Genomic DNA, 14,976 nt, shown 5'->3' on the forward strand with positions numbered 1-14,976 from the left:
GGAGGACGAAGGCCATCGCGGACACCGGCGCCGCAGCGGTGACGGATCGAAGGGGACACCATGACGACGGCCAGCTCCGCGCAGGGCCCGAGCAGCCTGCACTGTCTGCGCTGCGGCCTGGAGGTGCGAGGTCTCACCGGCTGCCCCCGGTGCGCGGCGGAGGGCATCGGGGTCAACGCGATGCCGCCCCTGGCCGACCTGGCGGGCCTGGAACTGTCCTCGTACCCGGGCGGACCGTGGGGCTGGCCGGAGACCCTGCCGGTCAGCGGCCCGCCGGTGACGCTCGGCGAGGGCGACACGCCGAACATACGGCTGCGTACCGACCCGGCCGCGCTCGGCGACGGGCTCGCGCCGGAGTGCGGCAGCGAGTTGTGGGTCAAGTACGAGGGCGGCAACCCGACCGGCTCGCACAAGGACCGGGCGATGGCGGTGGGCGTCGCCGCCGCGCTGGAGACCGGCGCCGACACGGTGGCCGCCGCCTCGTCCGGCAACGCGGGCGCGGCGGCGGCCGCCTACGCGGGCCGGGCCGGACTGCGGTGCGTGGTCTTCACCGACGAGGGCGTGCCGCCCGCGCTGGCCGCGCAGATCGACCTGCTGGGCGCCGAGCAGATCCGGTGCGAGGGCGGTTTCACGGCCCGTAACGCCGCGATGGCGCGGGCCGTCGAGGAGCACGGCTGGTATCCGCTCACCAGCTTCTCCGCGCCCTCCCCCGGCGGCAATCCGTACGCCGACGAGGGCTACAAGTCGGTGGCGTACGAGCTGGCGCGCGACTTCGCCGGGCGGCGGATCGGCGCGGTGGTCGTCCCGACCAGCCGGGCGGACCTGCTGTCCGGGATCGAGCGCGGCTTCCGCGAGCTGGCCGCGGCCGGTCTGGTGTCCGCGGCGCCCCGCCTGGTGGCCGCCGAGCCCGCCGGCTCGGCGCCCTTCACCGCCGCCCTGCGCCACGCCGACCGCGCGGCCCAGGAGCGTACGCGCGTGGAGAGCCACCCCACCGCCGCCTTCTCGCTCGGTGAGGAACGCCCGTGCTGGCAGGGGCTGGACGCACTGTGGCGGTCCGGCGGCACGGCCGTCGCGGTGGCGGAGAAGGAGTTCGTGGCCGAACAGCGCCGCCTCGCCGAACAGGGTGTCCTTTTGGAGGCGTCCTCCGCCGTGGCGGTCTCCGTGGCCCGCCGCATGCTGCGCGAATCCCCGGAACCGGTGGTGGCGATCGGCACGGCCACGGGCATGAAGGAGATGCGGCCGATGGGCGGGTGAGAGCGCTGCCGGGCCGGTGGAGTCCGTCGGGCCGGAGGCCGGTGTCGCGGCCCCGGCGCTCCGGACGGCAGACGGCTTCCCCGCCCGACCGCCGTCTTCGTACGGAATCGCCGTACTCCCCCGGCGCCCCGCCCGTCAGCGGGACTCGGGCCCCGCCAGATGCCGCGCGACGACCATGCGCTGGATCTGGTTGGTGCCCTCGACGATCTGGAGCACCTTGGCCTCGCGCATGTAGCGCTCGGCCGGGAAGTCGAGCGTGTAGCCATAGCCGCCGAGGAGCTGGACGGCGTCCGTCGTGACGCGCATCGCGGCATCGGTGCAGAACAGTTTCGCCATCGCCGCTTCCTTGGCGAACGGCAGTCCGGCGTCCTTGCGGCGGGCGGCGGACAGGTAGAGCGAGCGGCCGGCCTCGATCTGGGTGGCCATGTCGGCGATCATGAAGCGCAGGCCCTGGAAGTCGACGATCGGGCGGCCGAACTGCTGCCGGGAGGCGGTGTACGCCAGCGCCTCGTCCAGGGCGGCCTGGGCGATGCCGATCGCGCAGGCGGCGATGCCGAGGCGGCCGGAGTCCAGGGCGGACAGGGCGATGGCGAAGCCCTGGCCCTCGTCCCCGATGCGGCGGGCGTCGGGGATCCGTACGCCGTCGAAGTGGAGCTGGGCCGTGGGCGAGCCCTTCATGCCCATCTTGCGCTCGGGCGCGGCGGCGGTCAGCCCCTCCGCGTCACCGGGCACCAGGAAGGCCGTGATGCCGTGGGCGCCCTGGTCGCCGGTCCGCGCCAGCACGGTGTAGAAGTCGGCGACGCCGCCGTGGGTGATCCACGCCTTGGTGCCGTCCAGGGTCCAGGTGTCCCCGTCGCGTACCGCCCGGGTGGTCAGGGAGGCGGCGTCGGAGCCGGACGCGGGCTCGGAGAGGCAGTAGGCGCCGAGCAGGCCGCCGCCGAGCATGGCGGGCAGGTGGGTGGCGCGCTGTTCCTTCGTGCCGAACGCGGCGAGCGCGTGGCAGGCGAGGGTGTGCACGCTGACGCCGAGGCCCACGGTCAGCCGTGCGGCGGCCAGCTCCTCCAGGACCTGGAGGTACACCTCGTAGGGCTGCTCCCCGCCGCCGAACTCCTGCGAGTACGGGAGGGAGAGCAGTCCGGACTCGGAGAGCAGGGCGAAGGTCTGCCGGGGGAACCGCCCCGCCTCCTCCTGTTCGGCCGCGACCGGCGCGATCTCGCGCTCGACGAGGTCCCGCACCAATGTCAGCAGATCGCGGGCTTCCTCCGTCGGCAGCCTGCGGTCCACCGGCCGGGGGCCGTACTGGGTCATGGCGGCGCTCTCCTCCCTGTCGGGCGCTGCGACGGCGCCCGCGAGGGTGAGGCGGCGCCGCCGGTTGTTCGCACAGTGCTCATCAGATGTTCCCCCACCGGGTCTCGGAGGGCGGTGACCTGTAGCTGTGGCGCTGTGAGTATGCCCGATCAGCAGCGTCACGTCACTGGTTGATCGAGATCTTGTACGGGGCGGCCGGGACTTCGTCAGCACGGATGCCGGGCCGAGCGCCGTCCGGCCGCGTCCACCGTTCCGTACGAGCGGTACGCCGGCCCCCGCGCCCGCCCCCGGATCTCTCGCGACCGGCCCTCGCGCCGCCCTCGTGCGATCCCACGCCCGGCCGTCGGCCGCCCTGCCAGACGCTCCGTACGTGCCCCCACCTGGCCCGCCACCCGGCTCGCCGCGTCACACGCCCCGGCCGACGGACGCTGTACGCTCCGCGAAATTGGTCCAAACCATTGACCACACTGGTCTAGTCCTTCTACGTTCTCCCGCAACACTCAACGCGTCCATGCCAATCCGGAACGCGTGTCCGTCCCGCACCGCCCTCGCCCCCTCCGAGGAGACGACATGCCCAGACCGATCCGCACGCGGGCACCGCGCCGGCTGACCGCCGCCACCGCCACCCTGTGCACGGCCGCCCTGGCCGGCCCCCTGTTCGCCGGCACGGCCGCCGCCGACCCCACCGGCAGCGCCCCCGCCGCCGCCCCCGCGACCGCGCCGGCCACCACCCAGGCCGCCGGCGGCAAGGTGGTCGGCTACTTCACCAACTGGGGCGTCTACGACCGCAATTACCACGTCAAGAACATCCAGACGTCCGGGTCCGCCGACAAACTGACCCACATCAACTACGCCTTCGGCAACGTCCAGGGCGGCAAGTGCGCCATCGGCGACGCGTACGCCGACTACGACAAGGCCTACACCGCGGACCAGAGCGTCGACGGCAAGGCCGACACCTGGGACGCGGGCGCCCTGCGCGGCAACTTCAACCAACTGCGCAAGCTCAAGAAGCTGCACCCGAACCTCAAGGTGATCTGGTCCTTCGGCGGCTGGACCTGGTCCGGCGGCTTCGCCGAGGCCGCCAAGAACCCGAACGCGTTCGCCCAGTCCTGCCTGGACCTCGTCCAGGACAAGCGCTGGGCCGACGTCTTCGACGGCATCGACATCGACTGGGAGTACCCGAACGCCTGTGGTCTGACCTGCGACACCAGCGGCCGGGAAGCGTTCACCCACCTCGCCAGGGCGCTGCGCTCGAAGTTCGGCGGCAAGCTGGTGACGGCGGCCATCAGCGCCGACGCCTCGCCCGGCGGCAAGCTGGACGCCGCCGACTACAAGGGCGCCGCGCCGTACCTCGACTGGTACAACCCGATGACGTACGACTACTTCGGCGCCTGGGACGCCAAGGGTCCGACGGCCCCGCACTCGCCGCTGACCTCGTACAACGGCATCCCGAAGGCCGGGTTCAACACCACCGACACCATCAAGAAACTCAAGGACCTGGGCGTCCCGGCCAACAAGCTCCTGCTGGGCCTCGGCTTCTACGGGCGCGGCTGGCAGGGCGTGACGCAGGCCGCACCGGGCGGTACGGCGACCGGCGCGGCACCGGGCAAGTACGAGGCCGGCATCGAGGACTACAAGCTCCTCAAGACCCGCTGCCCGGCGACCGGCAAGGTCGGCGGCACGGCGTACGCCAAGTGCGGCAGCCAGTGGTGGAGCTACGACACCCCGGAGACCATCGGCACCAAGATGGCGTACAAGAACCAGCAGGGACTGGGCGGCACGTTCTTCTGGGAGCTGGGCGGTGACACGTCCAATGGTGAGCTGATCAAGGCCATCAAGTAGCTGTTTCGGCAGGCGTGTCGGAGGGCGGGGGCCGGCCTCCCGCCCTGCGGCGTTCCGTGAACTTCCGCCCCGCGGCAGACCGCCCTGTGGCAGGCCCGTGGCCTCTTGCCCTGCGGCGTGGCTTGGCCCGCGCCCGTGGTGCCGGGCCGGGTCCGAGTCCGGACCCGAGTCCGGGCTTTCCGCGGGTCAGGGGACGGGCGGCCGGGTGGGCGCCGGGCAGGCGGGCTCGAATTCCTCGATCAGCCGCAGGGTGTCCCCCAGTCCCCGGACGAGCAGCGAGCCGACCGTCTCCCGGTCCAGCTCCTGCCGCGCGATCCATTCGAGGGTGACGCCCTCGACGCTGGAGAGCCAGCCGACCAGGGCCGTACGGGCCAGTGCGGGTATCTCCTCGCGGCCCCAGGCGGCGTGCGAGATCGTCTGGAGCAGCCGCTCGCGGACCTCCGCCCGGATCGCGAGCACCTGCGCGTCGAAGCCGACGCCGCCCGTGACGATGGCGCGGTAGGCCGCCTGATGGTGCTGGGCGTAGCGCAGGTAGCCGTCGATCGTGTGCCGGACCCGCTCCACGGGCGGCAGGTCGTGGGTACTCGCGGCGCGCCGGACCAGTTCGGCGACGGCGTCCTCGATGATCGCGAGGTAGTAGCCGCGCTTGCTCTTGAAGTAGTAGTAGATCAGACCTTTCGCGACACCGGCCTGACGGGCGATGTCATCCATGGACAGGGCGTCGTAGGAGGTGTCGGCGAACAGTCTCCTTCCGGTGGCGATCAGTTCGGCACGGCGTACCTGCGAACGCTCGGTGGCCCGGGCGACCCGTGGGGCACCGGTCCCGCGCTGTTGACTATTATTCAATTCGAGCCCTAGTCTCCAACTGCCGCGGATTTTCCGCAGTATGGCAGAGGTACGCCACCTGCGGCTTCGCCCCGTGGCAGCTCCATCAGGCACTTCCCTCGCGCGCTCGCACGTGTCCACGGCTGCGCCGGCAGCCGTTCCATCGCTGCCCCGGGGAGGAAGCAGTGAGCAAGAGAAAGCGGCCGTTGCCGCAGGGACGTACTTCCTGGAAGAAGACCGCGGTGACGGCGATTCCCGCGGTGCTCGCGGTCGGCGCGATGGCCTCGGTCATGGCCGAGGGTGCGCTCGCCGCGTCGTTCGCCGTGTCGGGCACCAACTTCCAGGTCTCGTCGGGCAAGCTGACCAGTCAGGGGCTGGCCTCGTACGTGCACACCGACCGCGACGTGGGCGGCAAGGGGCACCCCGTCGCGCTGCTCGGCCTGGGCAGGGCCGTACTGAGCGACATCTGCCAGGCGGCCGAGGTCAAGACGCCGCTGGGCACCGTGGTGTTCAAGCTGACCGCGGGCGGCGCCGCCGGGCAGGTCACCGCCGACAGCCTCGTCATCGACGGCGAGGATTTGGTGGGCGACGCCCGGTTCGGTACGGCACAGATCGGCCGGGACGCCTCCACCCTCGACCAGGTGCCCGGCGTCCAGGGCGAGAAGGGCAAGTTCGGTCTCCAGGCCGGGGACATCGAGGTCGCCGGGGTCAGGTCGCACGCCTGGTCCGCCACCGGCGGCAACTTCCGCCTCAAGGGGCTGCGGCTGGACGTGAGCCTGGGCGGCAAGAAGTGCTTCTGACCACCCGGCGCCCGGCCGCCGGGCTCCCCTGGCCCGAGCGGCGGGCGGCGTTCCGCGGCTGGCGGCGGACCCGGCCGTTCTGGGCCGGTCTGCTGCTCATCCTGGGCGGCGCGGAACTGTTGCTCGTACCGCTGTCGCCGCTGACCGTGCTGATCAGCCTCGGCCTGGGCGGGCTGGCCGCGCTCGGCATCGGGCTGGCGCTGATCGTGGCCGGGCTGTTCCTGTGGCTGCGCCCGGCCGCACACCACTACGTGAGCCTGCACGCGCTCATCCTGTCCGTCCTGTCCTTCGCGGCGACCAACCTGGGCGGGTTCCTGGTGGGAATGGGGCTGGGGATCGCGGGCAGTGCGATGGGCTTCGGGTGGACGCCGGTGCGGGAGGAGAGCCGGGAGGAGGACGAGGAGGACAGGGAGGACAGGGAGGACAAGGAGGGCGGGGGCTCCGGGGACGCGGGCGGCGGGGCGTCGAACGGGGGCGGTACGGGTGAGGCCGGACCGTACGGCATCCACCGAGCCGAACCGGGCCGTACGGATGAGAGGGAGCCGGACGGCACGCGCCGGACAGCCCCGGACGGCACCCGGGCCACCGGCCGCTCAGACGGTGCCTCCAGTGAAGGCAACGCGCAGGACGCCGCCTCGGACGGCACCTCCGGCGAAGCCGACGGCGGCCGGAGGAAGGCACTCGCCATAGCCCTCCCGGTCGTCCTGACCGCGGTCATCGGTACGCCCGCCGAGCCCGCGCACGCGGCCGGCATCCCCGCGCCGCGCACCCCGCCGACGGTGACCACGACCATGTTCGCACCGAAGGGCTTCACACTGGCCGGCGTCACCGAGGTGCAGACGGCCGACGGACCGGTCAAGGCGATGGTCCTGCGGATGAAGGCCGCCTCGCTCACCGACTACCGGCTCATCACCCGCGACGCCGGAGGCCCACAACTGCGCCTCGGTGCACGCAACTTGGACCTGAGCGGCAATGTGACGCTCTACCTCACCAAATTCAGCGGCTGCCTGGAAGGGCTGATCTGCCTGACCTTCACCCCCGACACCCTTCCGGTGCCGCCCGTCGTGCCGCCCTTCGTCTTCATGACCGACGTGGACGCCGAGCAGGCGCTGGTCACCTCCGACCTGATCGTCGCCGACGGGCTGACGCTCGATGCCGGGCCGGGAGCGGGGACGGCATGATCGGGCTGCCGGCCGCGCTGTTCTGGGCGTACGCCATCGGCTCGACGTTCGCGCTCGCCGCCGCCCGGCAATTGCACTTCCTCGAACGCCGCGCCGCCGACCGCAGCGGGCTGCCCAAGCTGCTCGCCCCGCGTCTCGTCAGCCGCGCCGCGAACCCGTACCTGTGCCTGACGCTCCTGTACGCGGCGGTGCTGCTCGTACCGACCGGGCTGTTCCTGATGTGGCAGAACCCCTCCTGGTCGACGATGCACATCGCGGACGGCCACCGCGGCGTCTGGGCGGGCTTCCCCCTCCTGTACGCGGGCGGCGTCGTGACCGCCACCCTCCTCGGCTTCCTGCTCGCACAGGCCCTGTGCCTGGTCGGCGCGGGCTACTGGGCGTACCTGAACTGCGTCTGCGGCCACTTCCTGCTCTTCGGCACCCTCGTGCACGGCTGGGACGGCCTCGGCTACCGCCGCTTCCTGACCACGGACGGCGCCGCCCTGCGCGCCTGGCCCGAGGACAGCGTGGTCAACAACGTCCTGCGCTTCCTGACCTCCGGTACCTTCCTCACGCTGCTGTTCCTGGGCGCCGCCGTCATCGGCACCATGCTGCTCGCCGAGATCGGCTGGCTGGCCGAGGGCTGGCTTCTGCCGGGTGGCGCCCGGGACCGGAAAGTCCCGCGCTTCCTCGCCGTGGCCATCGCGGGAGCGGGGCTGTACGGGCTGCCGCTGCTCGGCGCCGTCCTGGCGAGCACGCTGGTCCGCTTCCTCGGCTACCCCGTCGGCCTCGCGGGCTTCGCCGCCGTGGCGGGGGCGGTCCTCCTGCCCCGCCGCTCCCCCGTACGCCGGCTGTACGAGCTGGTGGGCCTCCCGAAAGGGCATTGGCGGGCCACGGCGGACCTGCTGCCGGAGCAGCGCGCAGCACGTACCTGACCACACGGACGCACCCGCCTCCGACCACCCCTCGCCCCGGGGTTTACTGCCCCGCCCCGTACGAGCACCATCGGCGTACGGGACGGGGGCAGGAGCCACATCGGAGAGGTGACGCGTGGGCAACCCTTGGCTGGCGATGGAGACGGGAGCCGACCCTGTGGAGCGCACCCGTACGGTGCGGCGCGCCCACGAGGTGTTCCTGGCCGGCGGGGCAGTGGAGCACCCCGTACGCCGGGTGGTGGCCGACTCCTGGCGCCGGTCGGCGTCCGCGCGGGCCACGCTCGACGGACCGGCGCCGATCGACCTCGACGAGCCCGAGCTGCGCGCCTACCGGGACGGCCACCCACTGGCCCGCGCCATGCCGGTCTTCCGCGACCTGCTGGGCACCATCGCCCACGACGGCGCCCACGTCCTCGCCGTCTGCGACCCGCAGGGCCGGATGCTCTGGGTCGAAGGCCACCCGGAGGTCCGCCGGCACGCGGAACGCATGAACTTCGTGCCCGGCGCGCGCTGGGACGAACGGCACGCCGGTACGAACGCCCCCGGCACCGCGCTGGCCGCCGACCACGCCGTACAGATCTTCGCGACCGAGCACTACAACAAACGCGTACAGCAATGGACCTGCGCGGCAGCTCCCCTGCACGATCTGCGGACGGGCCGACTGCTGGGAGCCGTCGACATCACCGGCGGCGACCACCTCGCCAGCCCGCACAGCCTGGCCCTCGTCCAGGCCACCGCCCGTGCCGCCGAGGCGCACCTGGCCTCGTACGCGTCACACACCGCGCCCGCCGCGCACCTGACCGTCCTCGCCCGGGACGAAGCCCTCCTGGTCACGGACGGCCGGACACTGCGGCTCGGCCGCCGGCACAGCGAAATCGTCCTCCTGCTGGCCCGGCACCCGGAAGGCCTGACGGGCGACCAACTGGCCACGCTCCTCTACGGCGAACGCGACGTCCGGCCGGTGACACTCCGGGCGGAAATGTCCCGGTTACGGCACATCGTGGGCCCGCTGCTCGACTCGCGCCCGTACCGCCTGACCCGGAGCGTGCCGACAGACCTGGGCTCAGTAGAGGCAGACCTGACGGCAGGCGACCTGGCGGCAGCACTCCGCGGCTACCGCGGCCCCCTCCTCCCCCGTTCCGAAGCCCCCGGCGTACGCCGCCTCCGCTCCCTCCTCGAAGACCGGCTACGACGATCCGTCCTCACCCACCACGACCCGGAAACGCTACGCCTGTGGGCCGACACCCCCTGGGGCGAACACGACCTGGAAGTCTGGGAGGCACTGGAGGCCACCGCGCTCCCCGGAGACACCGTGACAACCTCCACCGCGACGCGACTTCGCACGGCGTACTCGGTTCCCGGGGCTCTGGCTGCCACCGAGCACGGAGGGACGTATGCGGCGGGGCCCTCGGCTACGGAGGCTGCGGTTCGAGGGGGGGCATGACTGAAGAGGGGGCTCGACTGAAAAGTCGACCTCACCGCGGAGTCATCGGCCTTGGGGGCCTGGGCCTCCACCTCAGGGGCCCGTCTCAGAGGCCGATCCCAGAGCCCTCATCTCAGAGGCCCGTCTCAGAGACCTGTACCTCAGGGACCCCCACGTCAACCAACAAACCCAATCCCCCCGCCGGCCCAACCGTCCGCTCGCCCATCCTCTCGCCCGTCCGCTCGCTCGCCGGTCCCCCGCCCGCCCGCGCTCGCGACCTCCCCACCTCATCCTCGCAGCGTCCCCGCAACGTCCCCGCAACGTCCTCCCTCTTAGCCTGCGCAGCGGCGCCCCGCGCGGGAGTGGGGCGCGACCGACCCGACAGCGATGGGGAGCCCTCATGGCCCGTTACGCGAACCCTGGTGCCGCCGACGCCGTGATGTCCTACCGGAGCCGGTACGACCACTGGATCGGCGGCGAGTACGTGCCGCCGGTGAAGGGCCAGTACTTCGAGAACCCGACCCCGATCACCGGCCGACCGTTCACCGAGATCGCCCGCGGCACGGCCGAGGACGTGGAACGCGCCCTCGACGCCGCCCATGCCGCCGCGCCCGCCTGGGGCCGTACCTCCCCGGCCGAACGCGCCCAGGTCCTCAACCGGATCGCCGACCGCATGGAGGACAATCTCCAGTCCCTCGCGGTCGCCGAGACGTGGGAGAACGGCAAGCCCATCCGCGAGTGCCTCGCCGCCGACCTCCCCCTCGCCATCGACCACTTCCGCTACTTCGCCGGCGCCATCCGCGCCCAGGAGGGCACCCTCTCCCAGCTCGACGACGACACCGTGGCGTACCACTTCCACGAACCGCTCGGCGTCGTCGCCCAGATCATCCCCTGGAACTTCCCCCTCGTCATGGCCGCCTGGAAGCTGGCCCCCGCCCTCGCCGCAGGCAACACCGCCGTCCTCAAGCCCGCCGAACAGACCCCCGCGTCCATCCACTACTGGATGAGCCTGGTCGCCGACCTGCTGCCGCCCGGCGTCGTCAACATCGTCAACGGCTTCGGCGCGGAGGCCGGCAAGCCGCTCGCCTCCAGCCCGCGCGTCGCGAAGATCTCCTTCACCGGCGAGACCACGACCGGCCGGCTGATCATGCAGTACGCCTCCGAGAACCTGAAGCCGGTCACCCTCGAACTGGGCGGCAAGAGCCCCAACCTCTTCTTCGACGACGTCTCCGCCGCCGACGACGACTTCTACGACAAGGCTCTCGAAGGCTTCACCATGTTCGCCCTCAACCAGGGCGAGGTCTGCACCTGCCCCTCCCGCGCCCTCATCCAACAGGGCCACTACCAGGACTTCCTGGCCGCCGGCGTCGCCCGCACCGAACACATCGTCCAGGGCCACCCCCTCGACACCGACACGATGGTCGGCGCCCAGGCCTCCAACGACCAGCTCGAAAAGATCCTCTCCTACCTCGACATCGGCCAGAAGGAGGGCGCCCGCATCCTCACCGGCGGCACCCGCGCCGAACTCGGCGGCGAACTCGAAGGGGGCTACTACGTCCGCCCCACGATCTTCGAGGGCACCAACGACATGCGCGTCTTCCAGGAGGAGATCTTCGGCCCGGTCGTCGCCGTGGCCCCCTTCACCGACTTCGACCACGCGATGACCCTCGCCAACGACACCCTCTACGGCCTCGGCGCCGGCGTCTGGACCCGCGACACCAACACCGCCTACCGCGCCGGCCGCACCATCCAGGCCGGCCGCGTCTGGACCAACTGCTACCACACCTACCCAGCCCACGCCGCCTTCGGCGGCTACAAACAATCCGGCATCGGCCGCGAGACCCACAAGATGATGCTGGATCACTACCAGCAGACGAAGAACCTGTTGGTGTCGTATTCGCCGAAGAAGCTGGGGTTCTTCTAGACGCACGGAAAGGGGCGGCACTGCGATTCTCTGAGGTGGATCACCTCGGCCGGCCGCATGGTGGCGTAGTACACGCAACCGAAGAATCCGTACAGATGAGGGCCCCGCCCCGGCTGTGCGGCAACCGCTGTCAGCAGCCTGGCCACCTGCGCCGGATTGGGCACGCCGTCGGGATCCACTTCGTCGGCGACGGCCGGTGCCACCCACCGCAGGCCCACGAGCGGGTTGTGAGCGAAGTAGCCGCGCTCGACCGGGACACCTAACACCTCGTTGATCGCTGCCTTTTTGCGCTTCACGGTCTTCGCGGCGGCCGGATTTCCGTCGAGCTTGCTGCACAGCGCGTCCAGCCCGCGCCGCAGGACGTCCGGGTCCTCCAGCTCACTGACCGGCAGGGTGTACCGCTGCAGCCAGTTGCGCGCCGACTGCCACTCCTCACGTGGCTCCGTGCCCCAGGCGTTCTTGTTGCACGCCCAGGAATACAGAGTCCGTCGCAGCACCCGCGGCTCCCGGTAAACGTCACCCTCTTCCGCCAAGCAGGGGTGATGGCCATGGCGTCAGCCAGCGTGCGGCGCGTATTACCCGGTGTCCGGTCCCATCGCTGGTCGATGTACTCGCGGGCCAGGGAGTACCACGTGGTCCGCTGCTTCAGCGCACGGATCTCCGAGGTCGGCAAACCCAGCCGTACGTCGAACGGTTCGCCGTCGCGCGCCGCCGTCATCAACTTGGCCCGCCGGCTCTCGGCAAGCCCCTTGGTCATGAACGATTCGGACCACTCGCGCCCGCTGACCGTCCAGCGGACTTCGAACGGCTTCCGCCGGTCCGGCCGCTCCCGGATGTCCCAAAAGCGGACGTGGTAACTCATCGCCAATGCGGGGTTTCCTTCTCACATTGACGCCACCAGGCATCCAGGTCGACGCGGCGGCAGCGAAGCTCACCATTCGGCAGCTTGATCATGCGCGAGGCGTGGCCGCGAGCACGCAGGCGATAGAACGCCGACGGGCTCATATGAATTTCGGCCAGGACCTCAGCAAGTTCCAGCCCAGGGGGACGATCCACAAGTATTCCTTCCTCCAAGATGCCATCGAAAAGGCACGGCCGTGCAGGTTGGCGGACCAATCCGGAGCCGAGCACGAGACATACACGCCTCACGCCTCACCCCGCACTTCCGTCAGGGCGCGACGGGCACCGCAACCAGATGCGCACAGCCCTGTCCCACCGCGCCCGCTGTTCCACCGCCAAATCGGCCCGCTGCGGACTCCTCAATGGTCGCGACGACCGCCGGTCTGGCTAACCGGGCATCGTCGGCCATGTTGCGCTCTTCCACCCTGAGACACGTCCTCGTCTGCCACTATCCCGGCGCACGTCCAATTTCCCAGTACCGCCTCGGACACCCGACCATCGAGCTACCCCACTGCGGAGGCAGCCATCCGAACAGACCGGAGAGCACGAGTCGACAGAACGGACTCCTCACATGTCGCCCGGTGGGCTGCCGACGAGCCCTGTCTTCCCGGGGGTGTTGTACGCTCACATAGCCCCAGAAGGAGTTCCAGTCTTTTGCGGTTCTTTTTTGCTCGCCTGCCGTAGGCGTCTCAGCGGCCACGTGCGCGGGTCGACGCCTCGGAGGGCGAGACTCCCGTCCCACGCCTCCCAGGAGGCTGCGATGCTGGCGCAGAGCCTCCAGACGACGTAGGAGGGCGCTGGCCACCGCTGTACAGCTCGATGGTCCACTCCAGTAGCTCCAGCGCACACGGTCCGGCAGCCGCAACGCGTCCACCACCCGGGCGCCCAGGTGATGCTCCGTGTAGGCCGCGGCCGCCTCGGCGTCGTGGAACGACTCCGGCACCTCGCCGTCCTTGACGACATCGAGACGGGTGACCAACGCAGCGGACTCCGGCAGCATGAGCTGAGAGAGAAAGACACGCAGCGCCCGGGAAATCCCGCGCAGCTTATCGGCGTCAACCTGCGCCAGTCGTCGGGATCCACCCCGCTCGCCTGCTGGACGTCGCGGAGTATCTGGTCGGCGTCCAGGAAGTCGTCGCCGAACACCTCCGCCTGGAAGTGCAGCTCCGTCCCGCCGGCATCGGCGACGTGGGGTCGATGTTAAGAGCGAACGTTTTTCTCACGGGTGTGCCCTTGTCTCCCGCGCGGTGCCCGGCGCATAACCAGCGACCTGCACAGGGTAGCCGCAAGCCTGGCACCTCGAGAGTAGGTCAGGACCGGTTGGGGCACCGCCAACGACGTCGGTGCCCCAACGTTTTCGATCAGTCCCCGAACAGGGAAAGGTCAGCCAGGGTTCCCATCCGGGCTTCGCCCGTAGAGAGGTCTACGATGGTAGGAAAGCAGTCCAGCAGCATCTTCATCGGGTCGCCTGTTTCCAGGTACTCAATGGAGTTGAAGGGGACGATGAGCATCCCCTCCCGTTCCTCGATACTGCTGGAGTCGATCGCCATGGGCGGATCGTATGGCCCTGCTTCACGGGCCAGTTGCTCCTCCGCAATGTGGACTGCTTCAGCGTGGGTCATCATCAATGCGTCCTCATGAAGTAGTACTTGTCCCACTTGGCGGCATGCCCCGCGTGACCATTCTGCCCGTCAGGGAATACCACTTCCCCGTTCCTGTTCACGACATTGAACACGTGCCCCGTTTTCCCCTTGTTGCCGGACACCATACCGCGGGCGCCGTCGCCGGCCTCCTTGATCTCATTTACGATCCAAGAGAACGACTGGGCCTTGAACTTCTTTCCGGGGAAGTACTTCGCTACGGATTCGAGCGACCCGCGGGGAAGATCAGGCAGCGCAGAGGCCGGAGTCCCGTCCAGGAGATTCTCCACGGATATCACACATCCCCGACAGTTGACCTTCCCCCCCCCGCCGGGATTGATCAGCTTCGGCAGCTCCGTCGTCACCGGCGTCTTATAGGGGTCGCCAAGCAAGGTTGTACCGCCCCCGCCGGGTCCCCAGCGCACATTGCCGACTCGACTGAACTCCTTCTCGTTCTCGATGGCCTTGAGCAGATCTTTGGCATTGAAAGCCTGGCGGCCGCCCTTGATCCAGCGGGCGACGATGGTGGCCCCGAGGATGCGGTCGGCGGTGGAGAGCTTCTCGCCAGTGATGATGTCCGTGCCGGCGATCGCTTCCACAACCCCCTTGGCGTCACCGAGGCCCGGCACGAGGTTCAGCAACAGCGAGGTGAGCGCCTGCTTCGCCTTGCTGTCCTCGACCTTGGGGTGGCCGCGGACGTAGTCCGCGATATCGGAGAGGTCCAGGTCCTTGAACGGGCTGCTGCCGTCCTTGCGAAGTGGCGTCTTGATGGCATCGTTGATGCTGTCGACGGCCTTGTTCATACCCGTGACACCACGGTTGGCCTGGTCCATGCCGCGATTGGCGTCGGCAATGCCCTGATTCAACTGTCGCATGCCACGGTTGGCCTCATCGAGCCCCTGAATCATTCCAGAGATTCCGTGGTTCACCTCGTCCGCGCCCTCGTTCATCACCTTGAGGCCGCG

13 protein-coding genes are annotated in these 14,976 nt (G+C 70.2%); 7 read left to right on the top strand and 6 right to left on the bottom strand.

Annotation, left to right across the window (positions count from 1 at the left end):
- Positions 1-60: 60 nt before the first annotated feature.
- Positions 61-1,254 (top strand): pyridoxal-phosphate dependent enzyme, encoded by a 1,194-nt coding sequence (locus ACH4EB_RS34160; protein ID WP_398352173.1) that lies wholly within the window; start codon positions 61-63, stop codon positions 1,252-1,254.
- A gap of 135 nt (positions 1,255-1,389) precedes the next feature.
- Here ACH4EB_RS34160 and ACH4EB_RS34165 read toward each other — a convergent pair whose 3' ends face one another.
- Positions 1,390-2,562, bottom strand: coding sequence for an acyl-CoA dehydrogenase family protein (locus tag ACH4EB_RS34165; RefSeq protein WP_398352175.1), 1,173 nt, complete (start codon positions 2,560-2,562; stop codon positions 1,390-1,392).
- Between the two features lie 570 nt (positions 2,563-3,132).
- Here ACH4EB_RS34165 and ACH4EB_RS34170 point away from each other — a divergent pair.
- Positions 3,133-4,404 carry a glycoside hydrolase family 18 protein gene (locus ACH4EB_RS34170; RefSeq protein ID WP_398352176.1) on the top strand — a complete coding sequence of 424 codons (1,272 nt, stop codon included), beginning with the start codon at positions 3,133-3,135 and terminating at the stop codon, positions 4,402-4,404.
- A gap of 186 nt (positions 4,405-4,590) precedes the next feature.
- Here ACH4EB_RS34170 and ACH4EB_RS34175 read toward each other — a convergent pair whose 3' ends face one another.
- On the bottom strand, positions 4,591-5,250 hold the full coding sequence (locus tag ACH4EB_RS34175; RefSeq protein ID WP_398352177.1) for a TetR/AcrR family transcriptional regulator: 660 nt from the start codon (positions 5,248-5,250) through the stop codon (positions 4,591-4,593).
- Positions 5,251-5,414: 164 nt separating this feature from the next.
- On the opposite strand from ACH4EB_RS34175, the gene ACH4EB_RS34180 reads away from it, so the two are divergent.
- From ACH4EB_RS34180 to adh, 5 genes are all read left to right on the top strand, one after another.
- Positions 5,415-6,029, top strand: coding sequence for a DUF6230 family protein (locus ACH4EB_RS34180; RefSeq protein WP_398352178.1), 615 nt, complete (start codon positions 5,415-5,417; stop codon positions 6,027-6,029).
- Positions 6,020-7,210, top strand: coding sequence for a DUF6114 domain-containing protein (locus ACH4EB_RS34185; protein ID WP_398352179.1), 1,191 nt, complete (start codon positions 6,020-6,022; stop codon positions 7,208-7,210). The genes ACH4EB_RS34180 and ACH4EB_RS34185 overlap by 10 nt, the downstream gene beginning before the upstream one ends.
- Positions 7,207-8,124, top strand: coding sequence for a hypothetical protein (locus ACH4EB_RS34190; protein ID WP_398352180.1), 918 nt, complete (start codon positions 7,207-7,209; stop codon positions 8,122-8,124). Before ACH4EB_RS34185 ends, ACH4EB_RS34190 begins: the two co-directional genes overlap by 4 nt.
- Positions 8,125-8,239: 115 nt before the next feature.
- A complete protein-coding gene (locus ACH4EB_RS34195) occupies positions 8,240-9,568 on the top strand; it encodes a GAF domain-containing protein (protein ID WP_398352181.1) in 1,329 nt (442 codons plus the stop codon).
- Between the two features lie 379 nt (positions 9,569-9,947).
- Entirely contained in the window at positions 9,948-11,471 is a 1,524-nt protein-coding gene (gene adh, locus ACH4EB_RS34200) for an aldehyde dehydrogenase (RefSeq protein ID WP_398352182.1), read from the top strand.
- On the opposite strand, the gene ACH4EB_RS34205 is transcribed toward adh, so the two are convergent.
- From ACH4EB_RS34205 to ACH4EB_RS34220, 4 genes are all read right to left on the bottom strand, one after another.
- Positions 11,468-11,968 (bottom strand): hypothetical protein, encoded by a 501-nt coding sequence (locus ACH4EB_RS34205; RefSeq protein WP_398352183.1) that lies wholly within the window; start codon positions 11,966-11,968, stop codon positions 11,468-11,470. The two genes, adh and ACH4EB_RS34205, sit on opposite strands and share 4 nt — an antisense overlap.
- A gap of 361 nt (positions 11,969-12,329) precedes the next feature.
- Positions 12,330-12,527 carry a helix-turn-helix transcriptional regulator gene (locus tag ACH4EB_RS34210; protein ID WP_398352202.1) on the bottom strand — a complete coding sequence of 66 codons (198 nt, stop codon included), beginning with the start codon at positions 12,525-12,527 and terminating at the stop codon, positions 12,330-12,332.
- Positions 12,528-13,732: 1,205 nt separating this feature from the next.
- Positions 13,733-13,996 carry a YrhB domain-containing protein gene (locus ACH4EB_RS34215; RefSeq protein ID WP_398352184.1) on the bottom strand — a complete coding sequence of 88 codons (264 nt, stop codon included), beginning with the start codon at positions 13,994-13,996 and terminating at the stop codon, positions 13,733-13,735.
- Complete coding sequence (locus ACH4EB_RS34220) at positions 13,996-14,961, bottom strand: toxin glutamine deamidase domain-containing protein (protein ID WP_398352185.1); 966 nt, start codon at positions 14,959-14,961, stop codon at positions 13,996-13,998. Before ACH4EB_RS34220 ends, ACH4EB_RS34215 begins: the two co-directional genes overlap by 1 nt.
- Positions 14,962-14,976: the final 15 nt, after the last annotated feature.

This window comes from Streptomyces sp. NPDC018045 (assembly GCF_044327445.1).
Lineage (GTDB): Bacteria > Actinomycetota > Actinomycetes > Streptomycetales > Streptomycetaceae > Streptomyces.

Coding starts and splice junctions, on each gene's coding strand:
- ACH4EB_RS34160 (WP_398352173.1), top strand. CDS start 61: ATGACGACGGCCAGCTCCGCGCAGGGCCCGAGCAGCCTGCACTGTCTG.
- ACH4EB_RS34165 (WP_398352175.1), bottom strand. CDS start 2,562: ATGACCCAGTACGGCCCCCGGCCGGTGGACCGCAGGCTGCCGACGGAG.
- ACH4EB_RS34170 (WP_398352176.1), top strand. CDS start 3,133: ATGCCCAGACCGATCCGCACGCGGGCACCGCGCCGGCTGACCGCCGCC.
- ACH4EB_RS34190 (WP_398352180.1), top strand. CDS start 7,207: ATGATCGGGCTGCCGGCCGCGCTGTTCTGGGCGTACGCCATCGGCTCG.
- adh (WP_398352182.1), top strand. CDS start 9,948: ATGGCCCGTTACGCGAACCCTGGTGCCGCCGACGCCGTGATGTCCTAC.
- ACH4EB_RS34215 (WP_398352184.1), bottom strand. CDS start 13,996: ATGATGACCCACGCTGAAGCAGTCCACATTGCGGAGGAGCAACTGGCC.
- ACH4EB_RS34220 (WP_398352185.1), bottom strand. CDS start 14,961: ATGAACGAGGGCGCGGACGAGGTGAACCACGGAATCTCTGGAATGATT.